Genomic DNA, 18,048 nt, shown 5'->3' with positions numbered 1-18,048 from the left:
ATAACACAATCTTTAGGCAATAACATATAATGAATACCCTTTAATATCCACTTTATTTGTAATAAAATATTTATTCATTTAGCTAAAAAATATCACAAAAAATGCAAGCAAAATCCTATCTTTCGAATGATAATGCTTCTCCTATAAAATCGTATCATTTATATGTTTTCATTACAAAATAAAAAAGCAGTAGTAACAGGTGGTGGTAGTGGAATAGGCAAGGCCATTTCTATGCTATTGGCGAAGCAAGGCGCGGAAGTTCACATCTTAGAATTAACTACCGATCACGCTAAATCTACTTTAGAAGAAATTGAATTAGGTGGAAACAAAGCCTTTAGTTACGCTTGCGATGTATCTGAACAAGAATATGTTATAAATACATTTTGTCAAATTGGCAGGATCAATATTCTTGTAAATAATGCGGGTATTGCACATGTTGGTAAAGCAGATACCACGCTAGAAAGTGATTTTGATCGGGTAATGAACGTAAATGTAAAAGGAGTTTACAACTGTCTTTATGCTGCCATTCCACAACTTCGTTTATCAGGTGGTGGGGTAATCATTAACATGGCCTCAATAGCATCTTTAATTGGCTTGCCCGATCGTTTTGCCTACAGTGCTGCGAAAGGGGCGGTTAAAGCGATGACCATGAGTGTTGCCAAAGATTACATTAATGAAAATATTCGATGCAACTCTATCTCCCCTGCTCGTGTTCACACTCCTTTTGTAGACGGATTCATTTCAAAAAATTATCCAGACCAAATGGAAGAGATGTTCGATAAATTATCGAAAACACAGCCCATAGGCCGCATGGGAAAGCCCGAAGAAATTGGCGCTTTAGCCCTATTTCTTTGTAGTGATGAAGCATCTTTCATTACCGGATGCGATTATCCAATAGATGGGGGCTTTACCACGCTTAATAATTAATTTGTAAAAAGAATAAAGATTAAGGAGTAAGGATTAAACGAAAACAACCAACAAACTAAAAAACTAAAAGATGAAATTAATACGATTTGGTGAGGTAGGAAAAGAGAAACCAGGTTTAATTATAAACGAAGACTACTTCGATGTATCTACACTTGTTGCCGATTACAATGAAGATTTTTTTGCAGGCGATGGAATCGATCAGCTAAAAGAGGCAATTAAAACTTCTTCGTTGCCACCTGTGGATAAAAATGTTCGACTAGGTCCTGCTCTTGCCCGTCCTTCAAAGCTTATTTGCATCGGTCTAAACTATAAAGACCATGCCGCCGAAACCAATGCACCTATTCCGTCAGAACCCATCGTTTTTTTTAAGGCTACTTCGGCCATTGTTGGGCCAAATGATGATTTGGAAATCCCGAAAAATAGCATAAAAACAGATTGGGAAGTAGAATTAGCGATTGTAATAGGGAAAAAAGCCAAATATGTTTCAGAATCTGATGCTTATCAACACATTGCGGGATATGTTTTACATAATGATTATAGCGAACGCGAATTTCAGTTAGAACGCAATGGTCAGTGGGTAAAAGGAAAAAGCGCAGATACCTTCGCTCCTATCGGTCCTTTCATAGCCACTCCCGATGAAATTGAAGATGTTCATAATTTACGCTTATGGCTTACTGTAAATGGTAAACTATTACAAAATGGTAACACTTCAAATCTTATATTTAACGTACCGTATGTTGTTTCTTATTTAAGCCAGTTTATGACACTTTTGCCAGGGGATGTGATTACCACAGGAACCCCAGCAGGAGTAGGATTAGGACAAAAACCAGCGCCATGGTACCTAAAACCTGGCGATGTGGTAGAACTGGGTATTGATGGACTGGGTACAAGTAAACAATTAGTTAAAGCTTATAATGGATAGGTATTGTTTTGCACTTGATTTAAAAAATGATCAAAAATCGATTTCCACCTACAAATCCTACCATAGATCGGTATGGCCGGAGATTAAGGATAGTTTAAAAGAGGTTGGGATTCTAGGCCTAGAAATTTATTTAATTGGCAATCGCCTATTTATGATTATGGAGGTGGACGATGAATTTTCGTTTGAAGCAAAACACAAAGCTGATAAAGCAAATGCAAAGGTGCAAGAATGGGAAAAGTTGATGTGGAATTTCCAACAAGCGCTACCTTGGGCTAAACCTGGCGAAAAATGGGTAATGATGGATCAGATTTTTGAACTTTAGGTTCGGTTGTTAGTTAATATTAAAAAAGATGATTGATTCTCATGTGCATTTTTGGAATTTTGATCGAGTAAGAGATAGCTGGATTACACCAGAAATGGCTGCAATTCGACATGATTTTACTCCAGAAGATTTTGTTAATGCAACTTCAACAACCCCTGTTTCTGGATGCATCGCTGTTCAGGCCGATCAAACGGAAGAACAGAATCAGTTTTTACTTTCGTTAGCAGAAAACAATAGCGTAATTAAGGGAATTGTTGGCTGGGTTGATTTCCTAGACCCAAATTTGGAAGAACGTTTAATCTATTGGAAAAATTTCCCGCTGATTAAAGGTTGGCGCCATGTCCTTCAAGCCGAAAATGACGCGTTTATCTTAAATCCCAGCTTTGTAAACGGACTTCAACAACTAAAAAATTTTAATTACACCTACGATCTACTGTGCTTTCATCATCAACTAACTTCTATTATTAAACTGGTTGATCAATTACAAAATCAACCCTTCGTATTGGATCATTGCGGTAAGCCGGATGTAAAAAGACAAGATTTGAAAACATGGGAAAGTCACATTAAAGAATTAGCCCAAAACAAAAATGTTTTCTGCAAAGTTTCAGGTTTGTTAGCCGAAGCTGATTGGAAAAATTGGAAAGAGATAGAGCTTTTTAATTGCTTTGACGTGATTTTTAAACACTTCGGTACAGATAGAATTATATACGGTAGCGATTGGCCTGTAATGTTAATTAGCAGGCCTTATGAAGATTGGTTAAGCTTAGTTTCGAAATACGTTTCGAAGTTTGATAAAATTAAACAAGAATACTTTTTCTCTGGTAATGCGCATCGTTTTTATAATTTAACATCCTTAGCCAAATAGACCCTTTTAAACCGTAACAGCACATAACAGATAATTTTCCCAAAAGAGTTAAGTTCGAAACATCCAAACTAGATATGAGCAAAAAAATTACTTTCACTTACGACCCTAAATACCCTTCTGTAGCTGATTTAAGACGCAAAGCCAAAACTAGAATTCCAAAGTTCGCATTCGATTATTTAGAAGGGGGCTGTAACGAAGGACTCAATTTAATGCGTAATGAAAGCGACTTCGATACTATTTACCTTAAGCCCAATTATCTGCGTGTAGGTGGAGATATTGATCTTTCTGTAGAATTATTTGGGCATCGCTATAGTGCTCCATTTGGTATTTCTCCGATAGGATTGCAAGGTTTAATGTGGCCAAATGCTCCTGAAATTCTGGCAAAAGCTGCTGCAAAAAACGATATCCCCTACATCTTAAGTACGGTATCTACAAGTAGCATAGAACGCATTGCAGAAGTATCAGATGGCAAAGCGTGGTTCCAATTGTATCATCCCACAGAGAATAGATTAAGAGATGATATTTTAAACCGATTAAAAGCGGTAGAATGTCCGGTGTTAGTTGTTTTGGTAGATGTACCTTCTTTCGGCTTAAGATATAAGGAGATTAAAAGCGGATTATCCATCCCGCCAAAAATGTCGATTAATAATATTTTACAAGCTGTAGCACGCCCATTATGGGGCATGAAAACCCTACAGCATGGCATTCCATCATTCGCAACCTTAAAACCTTACATGGAAAAAGGCCTAGACATGACGCAACTGGGGCAATTTATGAACAGAACATTTACCGGCAAAGTGAATGTAGAAAAAGTGATGGCCATTAGGGATATATGGAAAGGCCCATTAGTATTAAAAGGCATTACAACAGATGAAGATATGCAGGCTGCAATTCAAATTGGCGTAGATGGGGTAATTGTTTCTAACCATGGCGGAAGGCAAATTGATGCGGGCGAATCGTCTATTCATTCGTTGATGAAGTTAGCGGGTAATCCAGATTACCGATCTAAATTAAAAATCATGTTAGATGGAGGCATTCGTTCAGGCGTAGATTTGGCAAGGGCACATGCAGTTGGCTCTGATTTTAACTTTATGGGGCGCCCTTTTATGTACGGTGTGGGCGCCTTAGGCAATAAAGGTGGAGAGCATACCATCAACATGTTTAAAGCCCATTTATACCAGGCGATGCAACAAGTTACTATTGAGCATGTTTCTCAGTTTCCGGAGCGATTGCTTAGTGAGTAGTGAGTATTCTCAATACCTTACTTCAAAAATTTATACGTTGTACTTGTAGCATACGTTTCTCCTGGTTTTAACACTGTTGATGCAAAATTAGCGTGATTTGGCGCATCTGGAAAATGTTGGGTTTCTAAGCAAAATGCAGAACGGTGTGGATACGATTTCCCACCTTTTCCGTCCTTATCAACACCAGTCATAAAATTCCCGCAATAAAATTGAAGGCCGGGTTCAGTGGTATACACTTCCATTATAATGCCAGTAACAGGGCTTTTTACACTGGCAACGGGTGTTTTTCCGTCATTTTTGTTCAATACCCAATTATGATCATAACCTTTACCAAACTTCAATTGTTCATCCGCATTTTCAATTTCTTTTCCGATTGTTTTCGCCACCGTAAAATCGAAAGCTGTACCTTTAACTGGGGTTAATTTTCCAGTCGGAATAAGTGTAGAATCTACTGGGGTATAGGAATCAGCCGCAATCATCAATTCGTGATCTAAAATAGTGGGACTACCCTCGCCACTTAGATTAAAATAAGTATGGTTAGTTAAATTTACGATTGTAGTTTTATCAGTAGTTGCAGTATAATTAATTTGAAGGGCATTATCATCCTTAAAAGTATATACAACTTTAACCGTTAAGTTTCCGGGGTACCCTGCTTCTCCATCGTTCGAGACATAGCTTAGCTCTAATTTTTGTCCGTCTTGTTTAGCCTCCCAAACTTTAGAGAAAAAACCATCGGTACCCCCATGCAAGCTATTTGGGCCATTATTTAACTGCAACTGGTACTCTTTCCCTTCTAAACTAAACTTGCCTTTTCCAATTCTATTGCCATAACGACCAATTAATGCACCAAAAAATGGTTCTCCTTCTTTTCGATATGAGTTTACGCTGTCGTAACCCAAAGCTACATCAACCAATTTATTATTCTTATCCGGAACATGAATTGAAACTACACGGCCCCCATAATTCGTAATGGTAACCGAGGCGCCACTTTTGTTGGTTAATGTATATAATTGCACCGCTTTACCTTCAATAGTTGTGGTATAGGATGAATCGACTTTTGCGTCGGTTTGATCGGTTTTTGTATTCGAATTACATGAAGTAAAAGCCGCAGTCAAACAGATGGCTGGAAATAGAATAGATTTGAAAAATGAATTTCTCATGAGATTTATTTTGGTTGAGGCTAATGTAAGAAAAATAAATTACCGTTATAATAACGATTATAATTTTTATTTTAGCTTTCTATATGCAAGATATCAATTTTAAACCTAAAGCTTTTTTGTTCGATTTAAATGGCACTATGATTAACGACATGAAGTATCATAACGATGCTTGGTTTGCTATTTTAACCGAAAAATTAGGCCTAGCTATTTCATATGCAGCTGTGAAAAAAGAAATGTACGGAAAGAATGAAGAACTCTTAACGCGCGTATTTGGGAAAAATCATTTTACATCGGATGAGATCGAAGCGATTTCTATGGAAAAAGAGGAACGCTATCAAAAAGCATTTTTACCCTTCTTAAAATTGATTGATGGTTTAGACGATTTCTTGGCCAAGGGCAAAGAAAAGGGTATAAAAATGGCTATCGGATCGGCTGCTATTCCTTTTAATATCGATTTTGTGGTTGATGGGTTACGAATAAGACCCTATATTGATGCCATTGTAAGTGCCAATGATGTAAAGTTCAGTAAACCCGATCCCGAAACCTTCATGAACGCAGCTATTGCATTGGGCGTTAAACCCGAAGAATGTTTGGTTTTTGAGGATGTACCAAAAGGCGTTGAATCGGCAAATAGAGCAGGAATGAAATGTTTTGTGATCACTACTACCCATGGTATCGAAGAATTTAATAATTTCGAAAATATTTTAGGATATATTGCAGATTATAACGACCCTATATTAACTCACTTGTTTTAAGTTTTAAGTTTTAAGTATGAACCCGACCTAATTAAAATACTCATTAAAAACGAAATGAATATTTTAATTATCAAAGGCTCCATATGGCAATAAAAAATATTATAAAATACATATGAAGTACGCAGATCAAAAACCACTCTTGGTGGCAGTAGATTGTATCATTTTTGGCTACGATGGCGAAAATTTAAAATTATTAATCATTAAAAGACCAATAGCGCCTGAGAAAGACAAATGGAGCTTAATGGGAGGTTTTATTGGTGAAGATGAAAATTTAGATGGTGCGGCAAAACGAATACTGCTCTCCTTAACTGGCTTGCACGATGTTTATCTCGAACAATTATATGCCTATGGAGATCCAAATCGTGATCCAGTAGAAAGAACACTTTCGATAGCTTATTTTGCCCTAATCGATATTAAAAAATATAGTAAACAAATAAACAACCTCTACCATGCCGAATGGTTTAAGTTAAAAGAAATTCCGGAACTAATTTTTGATCATACTAAAATGGTTACGGCTGCTTTAAATAAAATTCGTTATCAGGCTGCTTTACATCCTATTTTATTTGAATTATTACCGAAAAAGTTTACTATTCCACAGTTACAGGCTTTGTATGAGCAGGTTTATGATTCGCCAATAGACAATCGAAATTTTATCCGCAAAATTACATCGAGCGGGATGCTGATTAAGCAAAATGAAAAAGATAAATCGAATTCACGACGAGGTGCTTTTTACTTTAAGTTAGATAAATTAAAACATAGGTCTCAGTTTCAGTCGTTTTTAAATTTTATTCCTAAATAGTACTTAGTACTTCTACAAAGACTTCCTCAGTGTTAGATAAAACGGCACCTCAATTTTCTCGGTTCGGTTATCTAATATGAGTTCGGCTGCTTGTGAACCTAATGCTTTGAAATCGGTCGAAATAGTAGTTAAGCCATCTAAAATGATTCGTTTTAAGGGTGTTTCGTTGTAAGAAATTACTCCGACCTCTTTTCCAATTTTTAACTTTAAAGCTATTAATCGTTCAATTAGTGTAACTAAATCATCCTCCATTAGGTTAATATACACCTCACCTATGTTAATTTCTTCTAATTTAATTTCATGAATTACTTTATGATTAAAGGCATATTGTTGGCAGAAGCGATAAAAACCGGTTAAAATTTCTTTGGGGAAGTAACTTTCTTTAGGGAAAATTATTTTAAGTGTGTGGTAATTGGCTAGACGACTTAATGCTTGTTCTAGCGCAGCATAAATGTCTTGTGCAAAATTTTCATACACTGCACCATAATCGCCTGTAACCCCTGGCAATAATTTATCCAGTATAATAAGTTTTTCTTTTGGAATTGTATTAATTACATCATGAGCATTCTCTCCACCTTCAATAAAATGAGGGATGATTACATAATGCGTATAGTCATCCTTTTTACTGATTAATTGTTTTTTAAACAATGCAAAATCATTATTATAAATATAAAAGTCTATTATGGCCTGTTCGCCAATTGCTTTCTTAAAAGCATCGTAAATTATTTTTTTATGTGTGCTAAGCTTATTAAACAACAAACATATTTTTAGTTTTCTAGAAAAATCTGTATGAACAATGAAGTAGCCTTTCCCAGGTACGGATTCAACTACGCCTAGCTTTCTCAAATGTCGATAGCCTTTTTCTGCCGTATCGCGCGAAATTTCGAGTTTAAAACTCAATTCATTAATAGACGGTAAGAGACTATTTTTCTTGAGCTTCCCACTTTCTATGGCCGACAATATAGCATTAGTTAATTGCTTATATTTCGGAGTGGATGAATACTCGTCTACAACTAAAAAGGCTATAAGATCTTCTGGCTTCACGTTTAGAAAATTTGGTTCTCCAAGATAGTATTTTGTTTGTTAGTTTGGAAATGGGAAAACGCACCATACAAGCTAAAGCGTTCGCTGAATAAAGGAATAATACTTCAACTCGATAATATCATTCGGAATGGGATTGGTATTCCACACATCATTAATCGACAATGCTGTACCAATTGCTGTGGCCTGCGAAACAGATGAAGCATACACTTCAATATCTGGAATGGAAATAGCTAATAAATGCATATAAATGGCATTTTTACCAAAGCCTCCATCCACAAAAACACGTTTTACGCCTGAGTTTAATACCAATCGCAAAGAGTAAACTTGTTGTTTCACTAAATCCATAATCAGCTGGTGATAGGCTTCTTCGGCAGTTTTAAATAAAGCTAAATCGCGAGAACCGAAAGCAGAAACCGTTGTAAATTGGGTCTGTGGATAGGCATTTTCTGGAACTTTAGTTCCGAGTTTTAAGAACAAGCCCGGATTAAATTTTAAATGCTTAAAAAGGTAGGCCGCACGGTCGAAACGATCGGCAATGCGCTTTAATTGTTGTTCATGCTCATTTCCTGCAAAAATTCGGGAGGCTTTAACAGCTTTACCTTTAAAATGCATATAACATAGGCAATCTTGCTTTAATTCATCAGCCGTTAACGGATCTTGGTTAAAGGGATTTAAACTTATGCACCAAGTTCCTGTAGATAAGAGTACAAAAGGTGTAGAAAAATTAGCTAAATACGGTATTAAAGCCGCTGAACTATCGTGTAGCCCTACTCCAACTTGATAATTTTTACCTTCATATTCCGCTAATGAACTTGAATCAGCAGGGGTAAAAGTTCCAAATTTTTCATCAAGCCCCTCTTTAATTACCCATCTGTGGTATTCATTTTTAGTAAAATCCCATAAGTGGGTATGGCAACCTATGCTGGTAATATCGGCCATTGCCTTGCCTGTGATTAAATAGCTTAGGTATTGTGGTAGGTGCAATGCCCATTTAACCTTTGCGAAAAGTTCAGGTCTTTCCTTTTTAAGTCGATAAAGTTGCAATCCTGAATTTAAACTTCCCAAAATTGGCGAAGCCGTTTCACGGGAAAGTTGCTCTTCACCACCATACTTTGCATAAAATTCATTTTTAAGTTCTTCTGGATAAGCTTTTAAATAATTATAAAGCGGTGTTAAGGGTTCACCGTTTTCGTCAAGATAAACGAAACTTGCGCCGTAAGTAGAAAAATTGATCGCTTTAATATCATAATCTTCCATTTTTGATACTTGCTGCAACGAATCGTAAACCGAAGAACGTAAGCTGTCTAAGTTTTCACAAGGTTCGCCATCTTCATCAACAGTTTCTACAAAACGTGCTGAACGTTCGTATACAATTTGATAGTTTTCATCAATTAAAAACAACTTCTTATTCGTTTTTCCAACGTCGAATATGGCAATAACAGGAATGGGCATAGCTTATCTTATAAACCGGTGGCTACCGTATTTTGTCCACGCTCTCCTATTAATGATTTTCTGCAGCCCAAACCACGATATAAGGTTAACGGCGATAATGCAGCTCCTGCTCTTAACCTAGCTTCGGCAACCAATGCCCTTAAATCGCTACGGAAGGTGTGCTGTAAAATCTCTTGACAGAGCACCACATCGTTATTTTGTTGCGCTTCAGTTAAGGCTTTACGATCAACCAACAATGCCTGCGCATAAGCAATCATTATGGCTTCTATCGATTGCAACAAATCTTCTAAAGGATCCTTCACATTGTGCGATGCATCGATCATCCATCCTAAACTAGTTGCATGATCCATATTACGTGCGTCCATTCCCTCTACCAATTCATTAAAAATCAAGAAGAGCTGATAGGGTTTAATACTACCAGTGGTTAAATCATCATCGCCGTATTTAGAATCGTTAAAGTGGAAACCACCCAATTTTCCTTCCATTAACAACAACGAAACAATCTGTTCAATATTTGCATTTGGGAGATGGTGGCCCAAATCGACCAACGTATATGCCTTTTCGCCAAGTTTATTGGCGTATAGTAACGACTGGCCCCAATCTCCTACCGTTGTAGAGTAAAAATTAGGTTCATAGGCTTTATATTCGACAAACATTTTCCAGTTTGCAGGCAAAGCTGCGTAAATTTCTTTTAAGCTGCTTAACGTATTTTCGAATGCTTTTCTAAAGTTAAGCTGTCCAGGGAAACAAGAACCATCAGCCAACCAAACGGTTAGCGACTCTGATCCTAGGGAAACACCTTGTTTAATTACCTCGATGTTATGATCTATAGCTTGTTTACGAACCGCTTTATCTACATGTTGTAATGAGCCAAATTTGTAACTTACTGGCGATCCTGGTTGATCTTGAAATGTATTTGAATTTACAGCATCGAATTTAAGTCCGTAGCTAGCTGCTAAATTTTTAATTTGCTCAGGATTTTGTGGAATATCCCAGGGAATATGCAGTGATATCGCACCGCTAGAAGCATTTAATGCATGTAATAAGCCTACATCTTCAATTTTTTCTTCAATATTTCTAGGCTCGCCTCCGTTAATGGCAAAACGACCAAATCGAGTTCCTCCAGTACCTAATGCCCAGCTCGGAATAGCAATTTGGAAATCAACCAATTTTTGAATCACTTTTTCAAGATCTAGGTTTGTCCATTCGCCTTTTAAGTTGCTCAGTTTTTGCTGATGACTTGATAAAAGCGAATCGTTATGTTGTGCTATTTGATTTTTTTCGATGTTCATACTTTAGTTTTTACTTTTATTCTTCAATATTGTTGTAAAGTTGGATTGTTTTAATGTTGGAACGTTCAGAGCGATTAATCTAGACATCAAAAACCTTCCAACTTTTCAACCTTTCAACACACTCAACTTCCACTTACCTAACAAATGCCATTGCCACTCCACCATCTACATTTAATACGTTTCCGGTAGATTTATTTAATAACCCCCCTACAAAGGCGAAGCATGCGTTGGCAATATCATCAGGCAATATAATTTGATTTAGCAAGGTACGCTTCGCATAATAAGCAGGCAATTCAGCTACGGTTATGCCATAGGCCTTTGCTCTTCCCTCTGCCCATCCGCCAGCCCAAATGTTACTATCACTAATTACCGCATCTGGATTAACTACATTAACACGAATGTTATTTGCACCTAGTTCAGCTGCATTTAGTCTACTTAAATGTAATTGCGCTGCTTTCGCACTTCCATACCCTGCATTGTTAGGGCCACTAACCAATGCGTTCTTGCTTACAATATTCACAATATCTCCACCAATATCTTGCTTTTGCATCATAATTGTAGCAGCTTGTGTGATAAAAAATTGCCCTTTTACTAAAACATCATATAATAAGTCCCAGTCTTTATCGGTGTGGTCGGCAATGGATTTAGAAATGGATAAACCAGCATTGTTTACTACAATGTCTATTCCCCCAAACGCTAAAGCAGCAGTATCGAATGCCGCATTAATTTCTTCGGCACTGGTTACATTTAAAATTGCAGTGCTATAGGCATCTTTTCCATAGCTAGCTTCAAACTCTTGTCCTGCTTCAGCTAAACGTTCGGCATTCATATCATTTAAAATCACCACAGCACCTTCTGAAACAAACTTTTTAGCGATTGCTTTTCCAATACCTCCAGCGCTACCTGTAATTAAGGCAATTTTACCTGTAAGTGGTTTTGGTTTTGGCATACGCTGTAATTTGGCTTCTTCTAACAACCAATACTCGATGTTAAACGCTTCTTGATGTGGTAATGAAGTGTATTCAGAAATTGCTTCTGCTCCTTTCATTACATTAATGGCGTTGGTATAAAACTCGGCAGCAACTCTTGCGGTTTGTTTATCTTTAGCAAAAGTAAACATTCCGATACCGGGATATAAAATAACTACTGGGTTATTGTCTCGAATGGCAGGACTATTTTGGTGTTTACAGTTTTCGTAATAGTCGGTATACATTGCTCTGTATGCTTCGAATGCAGGCGTTAAAATGGCTTTTAAAGTGTTAGTATCGCTCAGATCGGCATCGCTGGCTAAGTCTAATACCAGTGGACTAATTTTCGTTCTCAAAAAGTGATCAGGGCAACTGGTACCCATTGGCGCAAGGCGTGATAAATCGTTCGAATTGATAAATTCTAACACGCGAACATCATCCGTAAAATGACCGATCATGTGTTGTTGAGAAGAGCACAGTCCACGTAAAACAGGCGCTAAAGCAGCAGCTTGCTTTTTACGTTGCGACGCTACGGCACTTTCTATTTTTTGGCCGCCAAAAACTGGACCTTTTTTACCATAGTTATTCTGTAGATACTCAGAGCAAATTTCGATAACGTCGAGGGTATTGATATAGCTTTCGTAAGCTGTATCGCCCCAGGTAAATAGGCCATGAGAACCTAACATTATTCCTCTGATACCTGGGTTTTCATCTAAGCATTGTTTTAATTGCAAACCAAGTTCAAAACCAGGCTTTTTCCATTCAACCCAACCTATGGTACCCTTAAACAATTCTTGTGTAATTTTCTTTCCGTCTTTAGCTGCGGCAATAGCAATAGCTGCATCGGGATGTAAATGGTCGATATGTTTAAACGGTAAAAACCCGTGTAAAGGGGTGTCAATTGAGGGCGCTTTTGAGCTTAAATCGAAAATACAATGGTTAAATAACTCAACCATTTCATCTTCGTAGGCAACACCTCTGTAAATATTTTTTAAACTTCTTAAACGATCAACATAAAGCGCTGCTAAGCCACTTTTCTTTAAGGTTCCTAAATCACCGCCAGAACCCTTCACCCACATTACTTCAGTTTCTAAGCCAGTAAGGGGATCTTTTTCCATCAATTTGCAGGAAGTGTTACCTCCACCATAATTTGTTAAGCGCAAATCGGCTCCTAATAAATTAGATCGGTAGATTAATAAGGCTACTTCATCTCCAGCCAATTTTTTGGCTTCTTCTTCATTCCAGAGGTAACTTACGTACTTATATTCTTTAACTGACATATATATTGTGTTGTTTTATTATTCATTAATTAATTAATTAGCTATTTTGCAAATTAGCTAATTAGCGTATTGAGTTTCCATACCCTACTATGAGCACAGAAGCAATGATGGTGATAATGCCCACAACTACCGTAATAAAGGTAGTTTTTGATACCCCTTTCCATTCTTTTAACACAATTCCCCACATGTTGGCAACTAAAATAATAAAGGCCATGTGCAAGATCCAAGAACTGGCGCCATTGCCCATTTTGCTTTCGCCCATACCATAGAAAAAGAATTGTAAGAACCATGTGGTTCCAGCTAAGGCAGAGAAAATATAGTTTTTTAATAATGGAACAGTGGGTTTTGTATAATCGCCAAAGGTTTTATTACGCGCATTTAAAATCATGCACCAAATAAAATTGGTAGTTAAACCGCCCCATAGCACTACAATGTAAGTCACGTTATTTTGAAATAAAAAATTTCCGGTCTCGCTAGGGTGAGCTGCTTTCCAAAGTTGATTGGCAGCATCGGCCATTGGTTTACCAGCCTCAATGCCAAAGTTAAAACATGCACTTAAAACACCTGATACGATACCTACAAATAAACCCAATCCAAATTTATATTCAGTTTTCACCTCTAAACCATGCGGATCGGTTACTGCACCTTTAAGCTCCTTTTCTTTCATCATTCCGGCCTTACCACAAATTACAATTCCCACCACACAAATCAGCAAGCCCAATAATACCATACGGCCCCATTCGCTATTCAAAAACATAGTAAATGTATCTTTACCCTCTTTTGGGAAAATATCGAAATAAATAGAAGGAAGTATCGACCCCAACACCATACAGAGGCCTAAAATAATGCTACTACCTAAAGAAACCCCTAAATAACGGACCCCTAAGCCGTAGGTTAATCCGCCAATGCCCCAAAGTACTCCAAAAAAATAGGTAAGCATTAAGATTTGTCCACCTGTACTTGCAATAATATCTCCAAAATTAGGAATGGTTAAATAGGCTGCCAATGGCGGAACGATTAACCAAGAAAATATACCACCTACTATCCAATAGCTCTCCCAGGCCCAGCCCTTTACTTTTTTATAGGGAATGTAAAAACTACCCGAGGCAAAACCACCGATAAAATGGAAGAAAACTCCTAAAATTGCTTGCATAAAATTTATGTTTGGTTAATCGAAAGTATAAATTGATTGAAATTTAACTGTTATGAACTGTCATGGACTTAACTTAATTGCACTATAGGAATTAAAATTATATATAAATATCTAATTTACCAGTAAATAATTAAAGTAACCACACCCGCTAAGTTCATTACTACTAAGTAACATTTCTATCCCAGTTTATAAAAGGCTAGTTAAAAATTTTAATTTAGGTCGAATTTAAAACGCTTTAGCTATTAATTAATATGATGAATAAGTATTTACTACTGGCAACGGGTTTTGCACTTAGTTTAAGTGCATCTGCCCAACAAGGCAAGACTTTTACCGATAAGGATTATGAGCATGCCGAAAAATTTATGTCCTACAACACCGAATCGTATATCGATAAGGGAAGTTTGCGACCCAACTGGCTTGGTGGCGATCGTTTTTGGTATCAAACTACTTCTGTTCAGGGAACTGAATTTATTTTGGTAGACCCCGCTAAAAAAGGCAAAACTGCAGCTTTTAACCATCAGAAAATGGCGAATGCACTATCAACAGCCACTGGAGCAAGCTATCAAGCTAATCAACTACCAATTACTGCACTCAACTTTTCAGCAGATGGAAAATCGGTTGGCGTTACTGTGGATGGAAAACGATGGAAAGTTGATTTATCGAGTTATAAAGTTACCGTCGACGAATCTACCCCACCTGCACCAAGTAGAAATGGGTTTCAAGGTAGAGGTGCAAGAGGTGGCGGCGGTGGAGGTACACCAGAAACCTTATCTCCTGACGGCAAAAAAGCAGTTTACATTAAAGACTATAATTTATGGGTACGTGATGTTGCAAGCAACGAAAAAAAGCAACTTACTAAAGATGGGATTAAAGATTATGGATACGCAACCGATAATGCAGGGTGGAAATCGAGCGAAAGGGCTATTGTAAGATGGTCGCCTGATTCGAAAAAAGTAGCCACTTTCCAGCAAGATCAACGGATGGCTAACGATATGTACTTGGTAACGACCAATGTAGGCGCTCCTGTATTAAAAACATGGAAATATGCCCTTCCGGGCGATAAAGCAGTTCCAACGATACGAAGAGTAATTATCGACATAGAAAGCAGCGCAGTAGTGAGTTTACAAGTTCCACCAGATCCGCACCGAGCAACATTAAGTGATGACATTGCCAGTAGCGGAACATTTGATGATATCGATTGGAAGGCAGACGGCTCTGAAATGGCCTTTCTATCAACCTCAAGAGATCACAAAATAGAGAAATTCCGTATTGCAAATGCATCTTCAGGTGCTGTTCGCGAGGTTTTTGAGGAAGTGGTAAACACACAATTCGAATCTGGTCGCGGCGCTATTAACTGGCGCTATTTACCTGCAACGAATGAAATTCTTTGGTATTCGGAGCGAGATAACTGGGGACATATGTATTTGTACGATGCAACAACTGGTAAGCTTAAAAACCAAATCACAAAAGGCGAATGGGTAGTTACACGGCTATTAAAAGTAGATGAAAAAAATCGCCAGCTTGTGTTTATGGCTTGTGGGCGCGAACCTGGCAACCCCTATTTTACTCATTTGTATAAAATTGGCTTTGATGGGAAAAACCTAGTGTCTTTAACTCCAGAGGAAGGGAATCACCAAATTTCGTTCTCTCCGTCGGAGAATTATTTTATCGATACGTATTCTCAACCAAATGTACCTCCAACGATGACGTATCGCAGCATGACGGGCAAATTGATTAGTGAATTAGAAAAAACGGATGTTTCACGTTTACAAGGTACAGGTTGGAGAGCGCCAGCACCGGTTTCGGTAAAAGCGAATGATGGTAAGACTGACATCTATGGATTAGTATTTACGCCAACTAACCTGGATCCGCAAAAAAAATATCCCGTAATTGATTATATTTATCCAGGTCCACAAGGTGGAAGTGTTGGCAGCTGGTCGTTCTCGGCTTCGAGAGGCGATCATCAGGCTTTAGCCGAACTAGGCTTTATTGTAGTGATGATTGAAGGAACAAGCAATCCTTTCCGTTCTAAGAGCTTCCACGATATGAGTTATGGCAACATGGCCGAAAATACATTGCCCGATCAAATTGCGGCGATCAGACAACTTTCGCGACAATTCCCTATCGACACCAACAAAGTGGGCATCTGGGGGCATTCAGGTGGTGGTTTTGCCACTGCAGCAGCCTTATTCCGTTATCCAGATTTCTTTAAGGTGGGTATAGCCGAGTCGGGTAACCACGATAATCGCAATTACGAGGACGATTGGGGCGAACGTTATAATGGTTTAGCAGAGAATTCGAATTACGAAGCACAAGCGAACCAAAACTATGCTAAAAACCTAAAAGGTAAATTGCTACTGGCGCATGGTATGATGGATAACAATGTGCCTCCATCGAACACCATGTTAGTGGTTGATGCATTAATTAAAGCAAATAAAAGTTTTGACTTGGTATTGTTCCCGAATAGTCCACATGGCTATGGTCCTTTTGCTCCGTATATGATGCGCCGCAGATGGGATTATTTTGTGACTAATTTATTAAACGGCACACCGCCAAAGGATTACCAGATGAAGGTTGGCTCTAGGAACTAAAATTTTAATTAGCTAATTAGCGAATGTGCTAATTAGCTAATTTTTTAGGTTCAAACCTTACAACCTGATTTTTTAAAGGCTTTACGGTTCTTAAATAAGCATAAATAGCTTCCAAGTCACTTTTTTTCATTCCTCCATACATGGTCCATGGCATGGGTGTATTCATCCCTTCCCCTACTTTTGGTGATTGATAACCGGGTGCTACATACAATTGAAAACGTTTTACAAATGCGTCTTTCGTCCAACTTCCAATTCCCGTTTCTACATCATTCGTAATGTTTACAGAACGAACAATTCCTTGAGGGAAATTAAACTCCATACCACCACCAAATTCAGTTCCGGCAACGATACTTCCTTTTTCCATTTTACTATGGCAATCTACACAGCCTGCTGCGTTAACAAGGTAACCACCATACTTAAGCGTATCGTTTTCTTTTGGGAGGGTGGTAAATGAAGCCTTTTTAGGCATAGTATTAATTAAAAAATTAACCGGAAAATCGGGTTCTGAAGCAGGAATAACTTTATCATCAGCAGGAAGCGAGCGCACATAAGCAATAATGGCATAAATATCTTCCTTATCCATTTGCCCAAAGCGATGAGCAGCCATTAACGGGAATAGGGCCTTTCCATCTTTGTTTACGCCAGTGGTAATGGCTCTAAAAAGTTCGCCATCTGTCCAATTTTTTAACGCTCCTGGAGTAATGTTTGGCGCATGAAACGAACCTGGGAAGCCCATTTTTTGATCGAATACTTCACCTCCAGCACCAATTCCGCTTTGTGCCATCGGACCAGCGTATAAACTCCAATCTCGAGTGCTATGACAATCCATACACACGGTTACATGATTGGCTAAATATTTTCCACGTTCTAAACGTTCTGCTGTAGGTTTAACCACCAATTCGGGAGCTTCACCCACATCAGGCAAAGCAAATTTCACATACGTACCTCCGGCAAGCACAAGAAGTATTACAAAGGCAATTAGCCCCATCAAAATTTTTAAGAGTCTCATTGTTAGGTTGTTTGTTTGGTTTAATGAAGATACAAATGTTTAATTATATTCCAAAAACAGCTTAGACAATGATAATTTAATTTTTGTTACATTTTTAAAATATAAGCTGATCTAGCATTTACTAAGCTTCAAATAACGATTTTAATGGCAACGCTATTCCTTATCAACCCTCCGCTTTATAGTTGCCCAGATTTTCAAAGAAAATTGTTTAACCAAAAGTTCTTCCATTCTCATATTGCAGGAGATACCGTTAACTAGCAGTCAA

Annotated in this window: 15 protein-coding genes; 8 read left to right on the top strand and 7 right to left on the bottom strand. The window is 37.8% G+C overall.

Annotation, left to right across the window (positions count from 1 at the left end):
• The first annotated feature begins 162 nt into the window (after positions 1 to 162).
• The 5 genes from WG904_RS15025 to WG904_RS15005 all read left to right on the top strand — a co-directional run bounded on the left by WG904_RS15025 (position 163) and on the right by WG904_RS15005 (position 4,280).
• Positions 163 to 927 carry an SDR family NAD(P)-dependent oxidoreductase gene (locus WG904_RS15025; protein ID WP_339580156.1) on the top strand — a complete coding sequence of 255 codons (765 nt, stop codon included), beginning with the start codon at positions 163 to 165 and terminating at the stop codon, positions 925 to 927.
• A gap of 70 nt (positions 928 to 997) precedes the next feature.
• Entirely contained in the window at positions 998 to 1,849 is an 852-nt protein-coding gene (locus WG904_RS15020) for a fumarylacetoacetate hydrolase family protein (protein ID WP_339580155.1), read from the top strand.
• On the top strand, positions 1,842 to 2,171 hold the full coding sequence (locus WG904_RS15015) for an L-rhamnose mutarotase (RefSeq protein WP_339580154.1): 330 nt from the start codon (positions 1,842 to 1,844) through the stop codon (positions 2,169 to 2,171). Before WG904_RS15020 ends, WG904_RS15015 begins: the two co-directional genes overlap by 8 nt.
• A gap of 28 nt (positions 2,172 to 2,199) precedes the next feature.
• On the top strand, positions 2,200 to 3,036 hold the full coding sequence (locus WG904_RS15010; protein ID WP_339580153.1) for an amidohydrolase family protein: 837 nt from the start codon (positions 2,200 to 2,202) through the stop codon (positions 3,034 to 3,036).
• A 74-nt stretch (positions 3,037 to 3,110) separates the two neighbouring features.
• Positions 3,111 to 4,280 (top strand): alpha-hydroxy acid oxidase, encoded by a 1,170-nt coding sequence (locus tag WG904_RS15005; protein ID WP_339580152.1) that lies wholly within the window; start codon positions 3,111 to 3,113, stop codon positions 4,278 to 4,280.
• A 17-nt stretch (positions 4,281 to 4,297) separates the two neighbouring features.
• Here the strand turns inward: WG904_RS15005 and WG904_RS15000 are convergent, their stop codons facing one another.
• Positions 4,298 to 5,440 (bottom strand): aldose epimerase family protein, encoded by a 1,143-nt coding sequence (locus WG904_RS15000; protein ID WP_339580151.1) that lies wholly within the window; start codon positions 5,438 to 5,440, stop codon positions 4,298 to 4,300.
• Between the two features lie 83 nt (positions 5,441 to 5,523).
• Between WG904_RS15000 and WG904_RS14995 the strand changes: the two genes are divergently transcribed.
• Together WG904_RS14995 and WG904_RS14990 are read left to right on the top strand one after the other, a co-directional pair.
• Positions 5,524 to 6,195 (top strand): HAD family hydrolase, encoded by a 672-nt coding sequence (locus WG904_RS14995; RefSeq protein ID WP_339580150.1) that lies wholly within the window; start codon positions 5,524 to 5,526, stop codon positions 6,193 to 6,195.
• A gap of 112 nt (positions 6,196 to 6,307) precedes the next feature.
• Positions 6,308 to 6,994, top strand: a complete 687-nt coding sequence (locus WG904_RS14990; protein WP_339580149.1) for an NUDIX hydrolase — start codon at positions 6,308 to 6,310, stop codon at positions 6,992 to 6,994.
• A 12-nt stretch (positions 6,995 to 7,006) separates the two neighbouring features.
• Here WG904_RS14990 and WG904_RS14985 read toward each other — a convergent pair whose 3' ends face one another.
• The 5 genes from WG904_RS14985 to rhaT form a co-directional block, all read right to left on the bottom strand.
• Positions 7,007 to 8,038, bottom strand: coding sequence for a GntR family transcriptional regulator (locus WG904_RS14985; protein ID WP_339580148.1), 1,032 nt, complete (start codon positions 8,036 to 8,038; stop codon positions 7,007 to 7,009).
• Positions 8,039 to 8,110: 72 nt separating this feature from the next.
• Positions 8,111 to 9,490 carry an FGGY-family carbohydrate kinase gene (locus WG904_RS14980; RefSeq protein WP_339580147.1) on the bottom strand — a complete coding sequence of 460 codons (1,380 nt, stop codon included), beginning with the start codon at positions 9,488 to 9,490 and terminating at the stop codon, positions 8,111 to 8,113.
• Positions 9,491 to 9,498: 8 nt separating this feature from the next.
• Positions 9,499 to 10,782, bottom strand: a complete 1,284-nt coding sequence (locus tag WG904_RS14975) for a sugar isomerase (protein ID WP_339580146.1) — start codon at positions 10,780 to 10,782, stop codon at positions 9,499 to 9,501.
• 133 nt (positions 10,783 to 10,915) lie between these two features.
• Positions 10,916 to 13,030, bottom strand: a complete 2,115-nt coding sequence (locus tag WG904_RS14970) for a bifunctional aldolase/short-chain dehydrogenase (RefSeq protein ID WP_339580145.1) — start codon at positions 13,028 to 13,030, stop codon at positions 10,916 to 10,918.
• Positions 13,031 to 13,091: 61 nt separating this feature from the next.
• Positions 13,092 to 14,183 carry an L-rhamnose/proton symporter RhaT gene (rhaT, locus tag WG904_RS14965; protein ID WP_339580144.1) on the bottom strand — a complete coding sequence of 364 codons (1,092 nt, stop codon included), beginning with the start codon at positions 14,181 to 14,183 and terminating at the stop codon, positions 13,092 to 13,094.
• Between the two features lie 251 nt (positions 14,184 to 14,434).
• On the opposite strand from rhaT, the gene WG904_RS14960 reads away from it, so the two are divergent.
• Positions 14,435 to 16,774 carry a S9 family peptidase gene (locus WG904_RS14960; RefSeq protein WP_339580143.1) on the top strand — a complete coding sequence of 780 codons (2,340 nt, stop codon included), beginning with the start codon at positions 14,435 to 14,437 and terminating at the stop codon, positions 16,772 to 16,774.
• 28 nt (positions 16,775 to 16,802) lie between these two features.
• On the opposite strand, the gene WG904_RS14955 is transcribed toward WG904_RS14960, so the two are convergent.
• The gene (locus WG904_RS14955) at positions 16,803 to 17,783 is read right to left on the bottom strand and encodes a c-type cytochrome (RefSeq protein ID WP_339580142.1); all 981 of its coding nucleotides are present in this window, start codon (positions 17,781 to 17,783) and stop codon (positions 16,803 to 16,805) included.
• Between the last annotated feature and the right edge of the window lie 265 nt (positions 17,784 to 18,048).

It is taken from the genome of Pedobacter anseongensis, assembly GCF_037482965.1.
In the GTDB taxonomy this organism is placed as follows: domain Bacteria; phylum Bacteroidota; class Bacteroidia; order Sphingobacteriales; family Sphingobacteriaceae; genus Pedobacter; species Pedobacter anseongensis.
Note: the sequence above shows the minus strand (reverse complement) of the source record. Positions and strands in the feature narration are given on the sequence as shown.